Below are 16,044 nucleotides of genomic sequence, written 5' to 3' on the forward strand. Positions count from 1 at the left end.
CTCAGGCGCCCCGGGACCGGACGATCAGGTCGGCCAGGAGTGCGAGCGATCCGATGATCAGCCCGGAGAGGACGAGCATGACCGTGCTCGCCGGGAAGTAGAACGGGTGCCGGAACATGTCGACGACACCCTTGCCCAGACCGATCACGACCAGCCAGATCGCGGGCGGCATGAGCACCTTGAGCGGGTTGAAGTACATCACCATGCGCAGCACCTGCAGGATGTAGCGGTAGGCGTCGGAGATGAAGCTGAACTTCGACTTGCCCGCCCGCTTGCTGTACTCGATGGGCATGTAGTGCACGTCGTGCTGGTTCGACAGGAACGCCAGCGTGATCGTCGTCACGCAGGAGAAACCGGGAGGCAGCAGGCGCAGGTAGGGCAGGGAGACCGACTTCCTGAAGGCCCGCAGGCCGGAGTTCAGGTCGGGGATCTCCTGGCCGGCCAGGCGCTCGGCCACCTTGCGGATGAACCACTTGGCCGGCACCCGGAGGATCTTGTGAGAGCCCTGCTCGCTGGTGCGCGCGCCGACGACCTGGTCGACCGTCGGGTCCTTCTCCAGGAGCTGCACGAGCTCGGGGATGCGCTCGTTGGGGTAGGTCATGTCGGCGTCGGTCCACACGACGATCTCGCCGAGCGCGTCCTGCGTGCCGATGCGCCGCACGGTGCCCGAGCCGCCGTTGCGGTGGAACGGCACGATGCGCATGCTCGGAAACCGGGGGGCGGCCTCCCGCAGGCGGGCGAGCGTCTCGTCGGTGGAGTGGTCGTCCACAGCGACCAGCTCATAGGTGTAACCGCTGACGTCCATGGCGCCGCAGATGCGCTCGACCTCTTCGATGACGTGGTCCTGCTCGTTGTAACAGGGCAGGACGATCGTCACGTACGGCTTCGCTTCCACGGCGGATCCCGTCTCAGGCGTCTCGGTCACACTCACGTCGGGCGAGGATACAGTGCCCAGCCGCCCTTCGAGTCCACTATGTCGCCACCTGGAGAGACTCCGCGGGCACGGACCGGCGGGGCTGGACCCGCTGACCACAGCCTTCCCGATCGGGGGACCACTATGCGAGGCCGCCGCCGCCCTGGCGCTAGTTGGGGACGTACATGTACGCGACCCCGGGCAGGCCCTCGACCGCCTGCATGACCCGCTCGGCCACCGCGGGGGCCCGGACCTTCACGTGGAAGGCCTCGTTCATGCTCGCGAGCAGCAGCGGCGGAGCGGAGCCGGGGCCCTCGGGGTAGTAGCGCTTCTGGAGCATCAGCGCGTGGGCACGATCCTCGAAGTAGATCTTCTCCACCCCTTCGACCGAGCGGATGCGGTCGGCGATGGCCTGCTTCTGCTCCTCGGTGACGTGCCGGTCGGTCACCGGCCCGCACCGGTCCTCCCATATCGGATCGTTGCCGCACAGGTTGACGGTGAGGTCGGCCTTGCCCCGCCAGAAGCTCGTCGGCCGGCGGGACACCTCACGCACCCCGGTGAAGGCCCGCACCCGCTCGGCGAACCGGGGGAAGTCCGCGGAGCGGCGCAAGGTGCCGGTGATCGAGTTCAGGAAGTTCTCCGGCTTGACATTGGTCCGGTACGCGGGGTCCAGGTACTGCGACGACGACCGGCGCCACAGCTCGTAGGCGTCCTGCTTGCTGATGAACTTCACCGAGGCCACCTCCGGGAGGGCGCGCACGGCGTCCGCGACCTGCCGGGGGTCGTCCGCGATGTCGTAGACCTCCTCCGAGCAGCGGCGGGGCAGGTCGGAGTCGCACAACTCGACGTTGAACCCGAGTTGCTCGGGCACCGGGCCGGCCGGCGGCGCGAGCGGCCTGCGCGACTGGTCGTAGAGGTACCACCCGCCGCCCGCGAGCGCGCCCAGCAGCACGACCACCGCGACCCCGGCGGCCACCGGCCCCCGATGGGCCGACAGCCAGGCGCGCAGCCTCGGCCCCCGATCGGGATCGCCGCCGAACGACAGCTCCTCGGTCGCGGGCGGATCCAGGGGCGCGGTCACGGGGCCCACTTTGCCGATCACCGTCGTCACCGGTCAACCGGTTCGCGCGACCCGGCCCTGTGGGTCCCCGGCCCGCTCAGGGCCGGCCGGGCGGGGGGACGGCCATCCAGACGTCGATGGCCAGCGACCACGTGCCGTTCGGCGGGTCGACCAGGGAACGCTCGTCCTGGCGGGTGCGGAGCTCCATGACCTGGGTGGCCGGGCCGTACGGGGCCAGCTGGGCGGGCCGCGCCGCGAGGACCACCGGGCGGCGGCCGGCGGACCGGATGCGCCCGGCCAGGCGGCGCACGTCGGCGGGCGCCGCGAGGTTGATGTCGGCGCCGGGAACCGCGGCGGGGCCCGCCTCGCCGGAAAGGCGCACCTGGGCCACCGGAAGCCCGCACGTGCCCCGGACGACCTGGGTGAACCGGTCGCCGGTGACGCGCTCGACGATCAGCACCGAGGCGTCGCGGGGCAGCGCGCCGCACAGCCTCGCGACCGCCGCCGCCTCCCCCCGCTCGACGGGCGAGAACGCCGTGCCGATCGAGGTCACCGCGGCCGGGAGCACCACTAGCGCGCCACCGACCCCGAGCAGCGTGCGCTGGACGCCCGGCCCGTACCCCGCCTGCCGCGCCCTGGCCCACATCCAGCGCAGCCCCCAGACCGCCAGCACGATCAGGCCGGGGATGATCACCGGTACGAGCCGCCGTGACGCGAAGGGATGGTCGGGGGTGATGGCCGGGCGCCAGAGCGTGGTGACGGTCGTCCAGGCGATGATCGCCAGCGGCAGCAGCCAGACGAACCCCCTGCCCCGCGCCATGCGCCGCGCCAGCACCGCTGCGGCCAGCGTGGCCAGCACGACCACCGGGACGCCGACGTACCAGATCACCCAGTACAGGGAGTTCTCGTAGTAGAGGCGGCTCGGGTCGGGCGGCAACCCGTTGGCCAGCTGCGTCATCATGATGAACTTCGCGTTCTGCACGTCGCCCTCGGCCGTGGCCACGCGCTGCACGGTCTGCACCCACGGACGTACGGCCAGGCCGAGCGTCACCAGGGCCACCAGGCCCGCCGCCAGCCCGGGCAGCCACCGCGCGGCCCTGCCGGTGCGCACCGCCCTCCAGGCGACCGGGATGATCACCGGCCCGAGAACCGCCCCCGCCGCCGTGGCCGCGAGGACGGCCGCGCAGATGGCGAGCAACGGCACGACCGAGTCGGACAGGTAGTCGAGATACGGCCTGGCCAGGAGGTACGCCGCGAGGAAGCCGAGCCCCACGCCCACGGCGAGGCCCCCGAGGAGCGGCGGGCCCATGCGCGCGTACCGCTCCCCCCGGCCGCTCCCCCGGCGCAACGCGATCAGCAGCCCGGCGTACGCCGCCACGGGCAGCACGTCCCTGAGCCCGTCGATGCGCACCAGGACGGCGAGGCCGAAGACGAGCCCGGCGAGCGCCGCCGCGCGCGGGCGGGCATGGCGGGGACGGCGGGGACGGCGGGCACAGACGTCGAACGCGAGCGCGATGCCCCCGAAGATGAGGATCAGCGACGGGATCTCGCTGAACGTGGTGCGCGAGGTGTACAGGATCGGCAGCGCGACCGCGAAGGCCAGCGCGGCGAGCGGGGCCCAGCGCGCCCCGGCGAACCGGGCGGCGACACCCGCGACGGTGAGCACGGCCAGGCCGCCGAGCACGGGGGGCACCAGCAGCAGGCCGGAGACCCCGCCCAGCCACTGCCCGATGGCCTGGATGATCGGCGCCCCCGGCATGAACTGCGGCACGATCGCGCCGCCGTGGTCGTAGACGCCCACGCTGGCCGGGACCAGCGCCGGATCCGCGCCGCCGAAGGCCGCCGTGCCGTACGGGATCGGGAGGGACCCTCGGCCCGCCAGCCAGATGGCGTACTGGGCGTAGGTGGCGGGATCCCTGCGGATCACGAGCTGCTCGCTGTGGAAGACCCCGTTGAACACCACGGAGGCGGCGGCGATGCCGAAGGTGGCGGCGGCGTGCCAGGCCGTGGCGTCGGCCGCCTCGCCTTCGCGGGCCAGCCGCGCGCCGTACACGGACAGGGCGGCGGCGAGCGCGCCGCCGAGCAGCAGCATGGGCAGCGGGCGAAACCAGCCGAGCAGGAGCAGCGGCAGCCCCGCCAGCAGCCAGCCGGTCAGCGCGAGGGCAGGCATGATCGACACTGCGGCGAGCACCCGGCCCGCCGACGGCCATCGCGCGTGATCGAGCCAGGTACCGTCCATCTGTGCCGCGAGCCTAGCCTCAGGAACGCCCCGCGTGGATGCGGGCGCGGCCGGTGGAAGCGGGTAGCGTACGGCCCGGCCCGTCGATCGTTCGAGTGTGGGGGATGAAGTGGTGACACCCGGGCGCCGTCGGTGGCTCGCCGCGGTGCCGTCCGGCCCTTCGATCGTTGGTGCGTGGGGGATGACGTGGTGACAGCGGGGCGGCACCGGTGGTTCGCCGCGGTGCTGTCGGCCGGGGTGGTGCTGCGGGCGCTGGCCATGATCGGTTACCGGCCGGCCCTCTGGTTCCCCGACTCCTACACCTACGTGGTCACCGCGATGCGGCCCCGGCCCGACCTCGTGCGGCCCGCCGGGTACTCGATGTTCCTCCGGCTGCTGGAGCCCTTCCACAGCTTCGGGGTCGTGGCACTCGTCCAGCACGTGCTGGGCCTGGCCACGGGCGTGCTCGTCTACGCCGCCGCACGCCGCCTGCACGCCCCGGACCGGGTCCCCTCGGGCCAGGTCGCCTCGGGCGGGGTCCGCTCAGGCGGGGTCGACTCAGGCCGCGTCGGCTCGGGCCGGGGCGGGTCGGGCTGGACCGGGTCGGGCTGGACCGGGTCGGGCTTCGTCGGCGCGCTGGCCGCGGCGCCGGTGCTGCTCGACGCCTACCAGGTCGAGCTGGAGCACCTCCTGGTCTCCGACACGCTGTTCATGTTCCTGGTCGTCGCGGCGGTCTACGTCGCCATGGGGCCGCTGACCTGGCGTACGGCCTGCGTCACCGGCCTGCTCCTGGCGACCGCCACGCTCACCAGGACGGTGGGGCTGCCGCTGATCGCGGTCGTGGCGGGCTGGCTGCTCGTACACCACCTGTTGGCGGCACGCCGTCTCAGGCCCGCACCGGCCGAGGGGCCGGACCTGGCGGAGGTGCCTCCCGGGTCCGCGTCGGCCGAGGGGCCGGGCCTGGCGGAGGTGCGTCCCGGGTCCGCAGCGTCCGGGGGGGTCGCGCGGAGGGTGCGGCTGGTGGGGGTGCTCGTGGTCGTGGCCCTGGTGCCGATCGCCGGGTACGCGGCCTGGTTCTCCTCGGCGCACCACCGGTTCGGCATCGTCGGCTCCAACGGGGTCTTCCTCTACGCCCGCACGATGGCGTTCGCCGACTGCGGTGTCCTGCGCCCGCCGCCGGACCTCGCGGTGCTGTGCGACCCCACCCCCCCCGCCCGCCGCCCCCCGTCGCAGGAGTACGTCTGGGCCGCCGGCTCGCCGCTGGTGGCGCTGCCCGGCATCACCTTCACCGCGCGGACCGACCGGCTCGCGGGCCGGTTCGCGCTCCTGGCCCTGCGCGGCCAGCCGGTGGACTACGCGGCCTCGGTGCTGTCCGAGCTCGCCCGGTCGTTCGCCTGGGGCCGCCCGGTCTATCCCGACCAGCAGATCTACGACCACTACGAGTTCCCCGCCGCGCCGCCCCCGCCGCCCGACCGCGACCCCGCCACGGCGGGCGCGGAGTTCGCCGTGCGGTACGAGCGGGGGCCCATCGGCACACGGATCACCGAACCGTTCGCGGGCTGGACGCGGGCCTACCAGGACGTGGCGAGGCTCCCCGGCACGGTGCTGCTGGCGCTGCTACTGGCCCCTCCCGTGGTGGCGGCGGCCCGCCGGCGCACGACCCACCGTACGGCCGCACGTCTCGCCGCACGTACGGACGCGGGCGCACGTACGGACGCGGACCCCTCCGCACGTACCGGCGCGGGTGCGGAGGGGTCGTGGGTGCTGCCGTGGGTCATGGCGCTGTCGTTGCTGGTCATCCCGGCCGCGACGGCCGAGTTCGACTACCGCTACGTGCTGCCCGCGGTGCCGCTGGCGTGTCTCGCCGCAGCCCTCATGACCTCCAGACAGGCGGATCAGTCAGAGACCGCACTACCTGCGAAGTCTGTGAATTTCCAGTAAAGGAGCCAATAAGGATATTCCAGCAAATATCCTCCTGTCGGTAAGCTTGGCCGCCGTGTCGACCCCTCTGGAGATTCATGATCATGAGCCTTTTCACCGGATCATGCTGCCCAGAACCGGGCCGGTGACCTAACCTCATGACGAAATGAGCGAGCACCGACACGGCGCCACGGTCAGGAACCAACGTGCGGATCCGGACCAGCCCGGACGCAGGTCGGGCCGAGGCCGGGCGCCGGAACCCCAAGGCGGCGTCCCCCCCGCCGAGGCCGAGCGCCCGCGCCGCCGCAGGGCCGCCCCGAAGGGCCCGCAGGAGCCCGAGGCCCCGCACGGCGGCTCCCAGGACCCCTACGGCGCCCCGGACGCATACGGCGCCCCGGACGCATACGGCGCGCCGGACGCGCACGGCTCACGTGACCCTTACGGCGTGCGTGAGGGCTACGGCTCCAGGGACGCCTACGGCTCCTCCGACGCTTACGGTTCCCCGGACGCCTACGGCTCCTCGGACGGCTACGGTTCCTCCGACGCTTACGGCTCTCCGGACGCCTACGGTTCCCCCGACGCCTACGGCTCCCCGGGCGCTTATAACGCGCAGGGCGCCGCGCCCGTGCGGGAGAAGCGGTCCCGCCGCAAGGGCGCGCCCGCCGAGCCCCCCGCACCTCCTCCTCCGCCGCCGGACGACCCCGGAGAGCACGGGCGGCGCCGGGGCGGCAAGGACCCCCGTGGCGCGGGCGCCGGCCGCACGCGGGTGATGGCCTGGATCAGCATCGCGCTCACGTCCGTACTGGTCCTGATCGCGCTGACCGGGTACACGCTCTACCGCAACCTGCTCGGCAACGTGCGCACCGAGGACGTCAGCGGCGACCTCAACGCCAACCGGCCCGTCAACTCCACCGGCGCCCTCAACGTGCTGCTCATCGGGTCCGACTCCCGTGCGGGCGACAACAAGAAGTACGGCCAGCACATGGCCAACGAGGGCGAGCGCACCGACACGATCATCCTCATGCACATCTCGCCGAACCGCGACAAGGCGACGCTGATCAGCTTCCCCCGCGACTCGATGGTGCAGATCCCGGCGTGCAAGAACGCGCAGACGAAGGTGGCCCTCGCGCCCCGCCTCGACATGATCAACTCGGCGTTCAACGAGGGCGGCATGGGGTGCACGATCAACACGATCGAGGCGACCACCAACATCCGCGTCGACCACTACATCAAGGTCGACTTCACCGGCTTCAAGGCCATCGTCGACTCGCTCGGCGGCATCCAGATCTGCGTGCCGCAGGCGGTCCACGACAAGCAGGCCAAGCTGGACCTCCAGGCGGGCAAGCAGGTCGTGAAGGGCGAGACCGCGCTCGCGTACGTGCGTGCGCGCCACTCCCTGGGCGACGGCAGCGACATCAGCCGCATCAAGCGCCAGCAGATCTTCCTCTCGCAGGTGGCCAAGAAGGCGACGAGCGGCGACACCCTGACCGACCCCACCAAGCTCCTGAACCTCGTCAGGGCCGCCGCCCAGTCAGTGGTGATGGACCCGCAGCTCGACGTCGACACCCTGATCCAGATCGCGCAGAGCGCCCGCAGCCTGACCGCCAAGGGTGTCAAGTTCGTCACGGTTCCCTGGGAGCCGTACCCCGCCAACAAGAACCGCGTGCAGTGGAAGCAGCCGGACGCCGGGAACATGTTCGAGTCGCTGCGCACCGACGTCGAGGTCACCCCGACGGCCAAGCCCAGCGCGGCGTCGTCCGCCTCCTCCGCGCCCGCCAAGCCGGCGATCAAGCCTGGTCAGGTGCGGATCCAGGTGGTCAACGGCACCAACACCGCGGGCAAGGCCAAGGAGGTCGCCGAGGCGCTGTCGGCGCAGGGCTTCAAGGTCACCCAGGTGGGCGACGCGCGCAAGCCTGACGGCACCGACCGGCCGCAGACCATGGTGCTCTACGCCAAGGGCTCGGCCGCCGGCCCCGACTACGCCGCCCCGGTGGCCGCGAAGCTGATGACCAAGGTCACCCCCGCCGGGGGCAAGGTGACGGCCGGGCTCATCACCCCCTTCACCCCCACGGTGTCGGCGACGCCTTCCGCGGGCGCGGAGGCCACTCCGGCGCCCGGCAGCCCGGTGATCCAGCTGGTCATCGGCGCCGACTTCAAGGGCGTCAAGGTGCCGGTCACCATCCCTGACAGCGCTCGCGTGGTGGACTCCAAGACGGACGTCTGCAGCACCTGAGCGATCAAGGGAACGGCCCGGTCACCCTGTGGGGCCGGGCCGTTTCTCATGGTTCCCCCAGGTCCAACTTCCGGCTCCGTCGCGACAATCCCTGACGAGGGCGTTATGGTGGATCACCTGGCAGGCGCGCCCGCCCGCACCATTCCGCCACCCTTCGAGGGCACCTTCCAGTGTCAGAAGCTACCCCTGGTCTCCCGACAGATAGCTGAGCGTTTCCCCCGTGAGTGACACCAGATCCTCCTTCCAGGTTCCGGCTCCACGCACCGACGGCGTCTCCACCGACGCCGACGAGGTAGGGGCCACCGCCAGTCGAGGACCGGCACCGACAGACCCTGCCCCGGCCGCGGACTCCGGCGAGGACGCGCCGACGGCGCGCTGGCCCGTCCCCGACTACGCCGAGCCTCCGACCGGCGCCTGGGACCGGCAGCGCCCTCACACCGGCGAGCGCCCCCCAGAGCCCCTCTGGCCGGTCGCGGAGCAGGCCGCCAACGCCGCCAGGGAGCCCCGGCACGGCGTCCACGCCCATTCCGGCGAGCACACCGGCCCGGCGCCGGGCGACGACGACCCCGAGACGTTCAGCTTCGACAGGCCCACATGGGACGAGCCGACGTCCGGCACGGCCCTGCGCGACGTACCGCAGCCGGCCGCACCCGTGCGGGGCCCCGTCGCTCCCGTGCCCGCGTGGGAGGTGCCACCGGGTCAGCAGGAGCAGTCTGAGGGCACCGTCTCCGACGGCTTCTCGTACTGGGAGCGGCGTTCGATACCGGACGCCGCCGATGCTCCTCCTTCCTGGGCCGGGCAGCCCGGTGCCGGGGAGCATGGTGCCCGTCCGCCTGTGCGCGTCGGCGAGGCCGCGTGGGACGACGCCACGCCCGAGCCCGAGGAGGCCCCCGCCCCCGCGCCGGTGAAGCGCCCGCGCGAGCCGTATCTCGACAACGTGAAGTTCGTGCTCATCGCGCTGGTCGCCACCGGGCACTCCCTGGTGCCCACGCTCGCGACGCACTCGGCCCGGTCGGCCTACCTGTTCATCTACGTGTTCCACATGCCGCTGTTCGTGCTCATCAGCGGTTACCTGAGCAGGAACTTCTGGAACTCCAACGCCAAGACGAACAAGCTCGTCGACACCTTCCTGGTGCCGTACGTGATCGTGGAGATCGGCTACGCCGTGCTGCGCCTCGCGCTCGGCCACAAGTGGAGCCTGACGATCATCGACCCGGCGTGGCTCAACTGGTACCTCCTCGCCCTGCTCCTCTGGCGCCTCTCCACGCCCGTGTGGAAGCGCATGCGCTATCCCCTGCCGATCGCGGTCGCCGTCTACCTGCTCGCCGGGCTGTCCGATCTGCCGGGTGACTTCAGCATGGACCGCTTCTTCGGCCTGATGCCGTTCTTCGTGCTCGGCCTCTGGCTCCAGCCGCGCCACTTCGACATGCTGAACCGCCTCTGGGTGAAGATCGCGTCAGCGGTGGTGCTCGTCGGGGCGGCCGGGGTGGCGATCCTGATCTCCAAGCGCGTGCCGCTCGGCCCGATCTACTTCAAGGACAGCTACGCCGAGCTCCACCTGTCGTGGTGGATGGGCATGGGCATGCGCACGGCCCTGCTGATCGCCGCCCTGACCGTCTCGGTGGCGGTCCTGGCGCTGGTGCCGCGCAGGACGACCTGGTTCTCCGACCTCGGCACGCGCACGCTCTACTGCTACCTGCTCCACGGCGTGCCGGTGCTCATCGCCAAGGAGATGGGCTGGCTGAGCGCCCCGTGGCTGCACGGCCCGCTCGGCGTCATGGCCATCACGAGCAGTTGCTTCGCGCTGGCCATCGTCCTCTGCCTCCCAGAGACCCGCACGGTCTTCAAGTGGCTGCTGGAGCCGCGCCTGGTGTGGCTCTACCGCAGGCCCTCCGCGTAGGCCGGCCGGGGCCCGCCCGAGAGGCTGATGTTCAGCGGCATTTCCACCCTGATTCACGGTGCGCATCCGGCCAGTAAGGGAACGCCACCCAGCATCGACATATGAAGGTATGTGTCGGCACGATCGTCCACCACCCGGAGGACGCGCGGATCATGCATCGGCAGGTCCGCGCGTTGCTCGACGCCGGGCACGAGGTCACCTATATCGCGCCGTTCACCCACTGCAACGTCACTCCGCCTCAGGAGATCCGCGCGATCGACGTGCCGCGCGCCGTCGGCCTGCGCCGAGGGCACGCGCTCAACGCGGCCCGCGGCGCGCTCAGGAAGGGCTGCGAGGACGCCGACCTACTACTCGTCCACGACATCGAGCTGCTGTTCGCGCTGCCACGGCGCCGCCCCACGACCGTGTGGGACGTGCACGAGGACATCGTCGGGGCCCTGGACACCAAGCCCTACCTCTCCGAGTCCGCGCGCTGGATGCTCCCGCACCTGATCAACGGGATCGAGAGGCGGGCGGAGCGCCGCCTGCACCTGATCCTGGCCGAGGCCGCCTACCGCGACCGCTTCGCCGGTAATCACCCGGTGATCCCGAACACCACGTACGTACCGGCCACGCCGCCGCCCCCGCCGGGCGCCAACCGCATCGTCTACGTCGGCCACCTGTCCGAGGCCAGGGGCGTCGCCGAGATGCTGGAGCTGGCTCGCAGGCTCCGCCCGTACGGGATCCGCCTCGACCTGATCGGACCCGCGGACGCGTCGGTGCGCCCGATGCTGCGGGACGCGCAGCGGGAGGGCCTGCTCGACTGGTTCGGGTACGTGCCGAACGACCACGCGCTGCGCATGGCCCAGGGGGCGCTGGCGGGGCTCTCGCTCCTGCACGACGTGCCCAACTACCGGCAGTCCCTCCCAACCAAGGTCATCGAGTACATGGCCAGAGGCATCCCAGTGATCACCACCCCGCTGCCCATGGCGGCCTCGATCGTCGGGCGTACGGATTGCGGCATGATCGTCCCCTACGGGGACGTGGACGCGGCGGAGCAGGCCGTACTCCGGCTACGTGACGATCCCGAACGGCGGGCCGTGCTGGCCACGCGCGGGTACGCAGAAGCCCGCGGCCACTACCACTGGCCGGACCACGCGCGGGACTTCGTCGCCAGGCTGGAGGGGTGGGCGGTACGCGTCCCCGCCTCCGCCGTCCACCGCGTCGTACCGGCCTGACCCGTTTGAACCGAGTGCTCCGCGTCGTCCCGGCCTGACCCGGTCCGCCGTCCTCAGCGGATCGCGCCAGTGTCCTCTCCGGCCTGCTCGGCCACGGCCGGGTGCGGGCGGGGCGCCCGGCGCACCAGATGTCGTCCGAGGGCCAGCACCGCGACCAGCGCGAGGAGCCCGCACACGCCCGCCCAGCCCAGGGTGGTGTAGGCGCGGACTCCCAGCCACGATCCGACGCTGCCGCCGGCGAACGAGCACGTCATGTACGCGGTGTTGAGCCTGCTGCGTACCTCGGGACGCAGGGCGAAGATCCTGGCCTGGTTGGCTGCCCCACCGCACTGCACGGCGATGTCGAGCAGCAGCATTCCGACCACCAGAGCGGCCGGCCCGATGGCGCCGCCAAGGCCACCGGCAAGGAGCACGCCGGCCGCCGCGATGGCGCCGAGGATGCAGGCCAGGTTGACCGGGTCCGGGCCTCGGCGGTCGATGTAGCGTCCTGCGGCGGGCGTGCAGAAGACGCTTCCGGCCCCCACAAGGGCGATCAGCCCCACCGCCTGGGCTCCGAGGCCGTACACCGGCCCGCTGACGAGCAGGGCGATGCTGGTCCACGCGGCGGTGAAGCCGGCGAACAGCGTCGCCTGGTAGAAACACGAGCGCCGCAGGTCCGGCTCGGTGCGCAGCAGACGCAGCGACTCGGCCAGCAGCGACGGGTACCGCTGCCGTGACGGCGGGTTCGTGGTGGGCACGGCGAAGGCGAGGACCACCGCGAGCAGCAGCGCGAGCGCCGCGGCCACGACGTACGGGGCACGCCATCCAAGCCATTCTCCAAGGGTCCCGCTGAAGGTGCGGGCGAGCAGGATGCCGCCGAGGAGACCGCCCAGCAGCGTTCCGACCACGGCCCCGCGCCGGTCGTCGGCGACCAACCCGGCCGCCATCGGCATGATGACCTGCGGGACGACCGTAGTGACACCGACGACCGCGCTCGCGGCCACCAGGAAGGGAAGCGCGGGCGCGGCGCTCGCGGCGAGCAGGCCGAGGCCGGTGAGCGAGAGGAGGGTGACGATGAGCGGACGGTGCGGCAGCCGGTCGCCCAGCGGGACCAGCAGGAAGATCCCGACCGCGTAGCCGACCTGCGCCGCGGTCGCGACGAGGGCGGCGGAGTCCGGCGACACGTGTAACCCGGAGGCGACGAGCGGGCTGATGGCCTGCGGGAAGTACACGTTGGCCACGCTGACGCCGCAGGCCAGAGCCAGTATCAGCACCATGCGCCCACCCAGGGGCGGCCGGGGTACGTCGGGGGACACGCACGCTCCTTCTAGACGAGCAGGATCTTATAGAGCGCGCTCTTGTAGAACGCGGGGTCTTATAGAGAGCAGGGTGCTTCGCAATTTAGCGACCCCTCCAACCTCGCCCCGCACCCCCCTCACAAACCCTCCTGTCTCCACACAAACACCCGCGGCTCTCGGGCCAGGTGGAGGTCTGCCCGAACGATGGCCTTAACAGGGCCATCTCGCCCGTCCACCCGCACGCCCCGTTCACCAGGTCGTTCAGTTCTGTCGTTCTTGTACGGCTGGCGTCCCGCAGCTCGGGTTGGTGTACTGGACGTTATGGCTAGCCATCTCATCCAAGGGCGCCGGGTCAGTATGCCCGTGGAGGTCAGGGATGCCACGATGTGCAGCGCGATGTATCTCGTGCGCGCCGACGCCGCCCGGGCGGTGCTCGCCTATGCCGACGTCGACGTCACCGAGGTGCTCCCCGGCAAGGCCCTGTGCACGCTGGCGTTCGTCCGTTACGGCGACAGTGACCTCGACTCCTACCACGAGTTCGGTGTGGCGTTCATGGTCCGCCCGCCGGAGGCCGGGCGCCCGCCCACGCGCGGGGTGCTGTCGGGGTTGAAGGACCTTCGTCTGAACGGCACCGGGGCGTTCATCCACTGGCTCCCCGTGGACCAGGGCTTCACCATGGAGGCCGGGCGCACGATCTGGGGCTTCCCCAAGGAGCTTGCGGAGATCGACCTCCGGCTCACCTCGCCGTACAAGCGGTGCGTCCTGCGCAAGGACGGACGTCTCGTCCTCGACCTGCTGATCCGTCCGGGGATGCCCGTGGTCACCGGCCCCACCCCGATGGACGCCTACTCCCGTCTTGACGGCGTGACCAGGCGCACCAGTTGGACGATGCGCCCCCGCGGCTTACGCGCCCGCCCAGGCGGAGCACTCATCAGGCTCGGCAATCACCCCATCGCCAAGGAACTCAGCGAGCTGGGCCTCCCCAAACGCGCTCTGATGACCACCACGGCCTCCCACCTCAAAATGACCTTCCACGCCCCTGTGGAACTCCCCCACTACTAAGAACCCGCCACGGCTTTGACCACATAGACGGCGTCCTGGACAAGCGCGCTCAAAACACAGTGCTCCATGTGATCGTCCGGTGCACACCGGCGAATCGGACGAATTTGCGGCAGGTGACATAGTGCCTCATAGGTAACAATTTGTGCCCATGCCGTTACGGAGACAGTAGGTTGTAGCTGTTCTGGTCTCACCAGGCGCTCTAGCATCAGGCCATCGGCCCATTCGCCGCAGTGCATTGCCACGTTCTCCAGCAACGAAAGCCTGGAGTTCCCGGGTGAGCGCAAGGAGTCCTCAGTGAGATCTCGTCGGATATTCGCCGCCGCCTTCGCCGCAGCCGCGCTCGTGGCCGCGGTCGTTCCCTACACATCGGAGCCGCCTGCGGCCGAGAGATCCATCCAAATCACGGCCATATCCAAGGCTGCCGGATCCAAGGCTGCCGGCTACTGGTGCTGGGACCCCTATTGGCAGGAGTGGTTTCCCTGCTCCTGGTATCAGGAAAGCTCCTGGTATCAGGAAATCAGCCCGATCTGAGCATCGGCTCAAGCGCTCAGGGACGGCGTGAAGGACAAGGCCTCCGCGCGGCACCGCATGAAGTCGCTGCCGGAACGTTTTCGCTCGATCATCCCCATCTCGCGGCCTGCTGGTAGGGGTCGGAAGCCCCCAACGCCATATTGACGATCTCCTCGACGTCCCCGTCGGTATATTCCTGCGGCAGGGACATGTCGAGCCGGGAGAAGAGTGCCCGCACCTCCTCCGCCGTCGCGGAGTCGGACAACAGCACGTCCTTGGCCTGTTTCACGTACAAGGTGCGCGCCTGCTGAAGGCTGGCGTGCAGTTCGGTACCCCAGCAGTCCAGAGCCAGCGTGTCCCCCGTCAGCACCGTGGCGGGAAAGTCCGGCCCCCGTTGGCTGATGAAAAGGTAACGAGACGACAGTTCATAGCGGAACGTCGACACAACCGACGAAAATCCGATTTCTATGTCAAGAAGCTCGTAGCGTTGCTGGTGCCAGCAGGCCGCGATGATCGTCGCGTAAAGCTCCCTCCGTGTCCCGTCCATCGTCCAGGACCGCTCTGGGCTGTCAGCCCTCGTGGCGAGGCTCTGGTGCAGTCGGACGAAGCGATGACAGAGTCGCGTGTCGGCCGGATCCAGGATCTCCAACCGGACGATCAACGCCTTCCTCCCCAGACGGGCGTTCTCCACGCACTCGGGCAGCGTGACAGCACGCACATACGCTCCTGTCGACCCCTTGAAGATCCAACGATCGGTGTCCATGCGAGCGTCGGCCAGAAAACGCTTGAACTCCTCGCCCTTTGTCAGCCGTACCGCAGAGTTTTCCTGCAAGAGGGCCGGGAGGAGGTCGAGTTTACGATTGGTGGCCTCAATGGCGCTTTCAACGCTGCCCTCGGCCGATTCCGCGCGCATCCGGCTTCGTAACATGACGAAGGCCAGCACCGCGAGGGTGGCGACTGTGGCATTGCTGACGGCACCGTCCGGAGCGATACCGGCAATGTCCAAGGCACTGATGATCACCGCCAGCACAAGCGCTATAAGGACGTCGAAGTTGATGCCGATCCAGATGAGAATCCGTCTCATGGTCCGTCCTGACACCGGGACTGGGTGTGGATACGAGTGCAGTCTCCAAGTAGACGACGGATGGATCAAGTTCGCCGGGGATGCCAAGAAATGCGATCGGGCCATGCAGAGACCCAGGGCGCCGATGCCTGCCGCCTCATAGCTGGTCCTCGCCTCCGCGCGCTGCACACGCTGCGGCTCGGGCTCTATCTTCCAGGGGCCCGGCGGCCCGCTCTCACCAATTCGCGCCTAACGCATCCACGGTGACAGCTCGAACACGTGACGCGGGTGCCCTCGAGAACTCCACCGGAACAATCATCACTGCCTGCTGGACGAGGTGGCCCGCGTCGCCGACCGGCTTACTTGCTGATCACGGCCGTGAACGTCCGTCCCGGCCTTGATGTGCGGGCATGCCATATGCCACCACCGTAGCCATCCGACCTCACACTTCGGATTCACAATTGCTCAGGACTGTGTCCGGTGGCGTGATGGGAGTTTCCGCACCCGGTGGTGTGATGGGTGTCTCTGTATCCGGCAGTGGCGGCTCGCCTTCTACGTGCGGGGGTGTGGGCGCGGCTGGTGTGGAAGGTGGGCAGAGGCCGGCGATCTTTTCCGGTGTGGGAGGTAGGTGTAGGTCCAGCGGTCTTTGCCGGTGCGGTGGCGTTGGTAGA

Annotated in this window: 11 protein-coding genes; 6 read left to right on the forward strand and 5 right to left on the reverse strand. The window is 70.3% G+C overall.

Annotation, left to right across the window (positions count from 1 at the left end):
• Nucleotide 1: 1 nt before the first annotated feature.
• The 3 genes from AB0O34_RS04615 to AB0O34_RS04625 form a co-directional block, all read right to left on the reverse strand.
• Nucleotides 2–895 (reverse strand): glycosyltransferase family 2 protein, encoded by an 894-nt coding sequence (locus tag AB0O34_RS04615; RefSeq protein WP_363912556.1) that lies wholly within the window; start codon nt 893–895, stop codon nt 2–4.
• A gap of 187 nt (nt 896–1,082) precedes the next feature.
• Nucleotides 1,083–1,994 (reverse strand): permease-like cell division protein FtsX, encoded by a 912-nt coding sequence (locus AB0O34_RS04620; RefSeq protein ID WP_363912558.1) that lies wholly within the window; start codon nt 1,992–1,994, stop codon nt 1,083–1,085.
• Nucleotides 1,995–2,070: 76 nt separating this feature from the next.
• Nucleotides 2,071–4,212: a hypothetical protein gene (locus AB0O34_RS04625; RefSeq protein ID WP_363912560.1), complete on the reverse strand. Its 2,142-nt coding sequence runs from the start codon at nt 4,210–4,212 to the stop codon at nt 2,071–2,073.
• A gap of 189 nt (nt 4,213–4,401) precedes the next feature.
• Between AB0O34_RS04625 and AB0O34_RS04630 the strand changes: the two genes are divergently transcribed.
• The 4 genes from AB0O34_RS04630 to AB0O34_RS04645 all read left to right on the forward strand — a co-directional run bounded on the left by AB0O34_RS04630 (nt 4,402) and on the right by AB0O34_RS04645 (nt 11,461).
• Nucleotides 4,402–6,132: a hypothetical protein gene (locus AB0O34_RS04630; RefSeq protein WP_363912562.1), complete on the forward strand. Its 1,731-nt coding sequence runs from the start codon at nt 4,402–4,404 to the stop codon at nt 6,130–6,132.
• A 145-nt stretch (nt 6,133–6,277) separates the two neighbouring features.
• Nucleotides 6,278–8,344, forward strand: a complete 2,067-nt coding sequence (locus AB0O34_RS04635) for an LCP family protein (protein WP_363912564.1) — start codon at nt 6,278–6,280, stop codon at nt 8,342–8,344.
• A gap of 220 nt (nt 8,345–8,564) precedes the next feature.
• Entirely contained in the window at nt 8,565–10,244 is a 1,680-nt protein-coding gene (locus tag AB0O34_RS04640; protein ID WP_363912566.1) for an acyltransferase family protein, read from the forward strand.
• Between the two features lie 101 nt (nt 10,245–10,345).
• Complete coding sequence (locus AB0O34_RS04645; RefSeq protein WP_363912568.1) at nt 10,346–11,461, forward strand: glycosyltransferase; 1,116 nt, start codon at nt 10,346–10,348, stop codon at nt 11,459–11,461.
• Between the two features lie 53 nt (nt 11,462–11,514).
• Here the strand turns inward: AB0O34_RS04645 and AB0O34_RS04650 are convergent, their stop codons facing one another.
• Entirely contained in the window at nt 11,515–12,756 is a 1,242-nt protein-coding gene (locus AB0O34_RS04650; protein WP_363912571.1) for an MFS transporter, read from the reverse strand.
• 339 nt (nt 12,757–13,095) lie between these two features.
• Here AB0O34_RS04650 and AB0O34_RS04655 point away from each other — a divergent pair, with 339 nt between their 5' ends.
• Complete coding sequence (locus AB0O34_RS04655) at nt 13,096–13,800, forward strand: acetoacetate decarboxylase family protein (protein ID WP_363912574.1); 705 nt, start codon at nt 13,096–13,098, stop codon at nt 13,798–13,800.
• A gap of 294 nt (nt 13,801–14,094) precedes the next feature.
• Complete coding sequence (locus AB0O34_RS04660) at nt 14,095–14,331, forward strand: hypothetical protein (RefSeq protein WP_363912577.1); 237 nt, start codon at nt 14,095–14,097, stop codon at nt 14,329–14,331.
• 88 nt (nt 14,332–14,419) lie between these two features.
• On the opposite strand, the gene AB0O34_RS04665 is transcribed toward AB0O34_RS04660, so the two are convergent.
• Entirely contained in the window at nt 14,420–15,394 is a 975-nt protein-coding gene (locus AB0O34_RS04665; RefSeq protein ID WP_363912579.1) for a hypothetical protein, read from the reverse strand.
• Nucleotides 15,395–16,044: the final 650 nt, after the last annotated feature.

Origin of the sequence: Sphaerisporangium sp. NPDC088356 (genome assembly GCF_040685555.1) — a bacterium.
GTDB lineage: Bacteria > Actinomycetota > Actinomycetes > Streptosporangiales > Streptosporangiaceae > Sphaerisporangium.

Bases quoted from the DNA above. Each gene is read 5' to 3' on its own strand.
- AB0O34_RS04625 (WP_363912560.1), bottom strand. From the start codon at position 4,212: ATGGACGGTACCTGGCTCGATCACGCGCGATGGCCGTCGGCGGGCCGG.
- AB0O34_RS04635 (WP_363912564.1), top strand. From the start codon at position 6,278: ATGAGCGAGCACCGACACGGCGCCACGGTCAGGAACCAACGTGCGGAT.
- AB0O34_RS04645 (WP_363912568.1), top strand. From the start codon at position 10,346: ATGAAGGTATGTGTCGGCACGATCGTCCACCACCCGGAGGACGCGCGG.
- AB0O34_RS04655 (WP_363912574.1), top strand. From the start codon at position 13,096: ATGCCCGTGGAGGTCAGGGATGCCACGATGTGCAGCGCGATGTATCTC.
- AB0O34_RS04665 (WP_363912579.1), bottom strand. From the start codon at position 15,394: ATGAGACGGATTCTCATCTGGATCGGCATCAACTTCGACGTCCTTATA.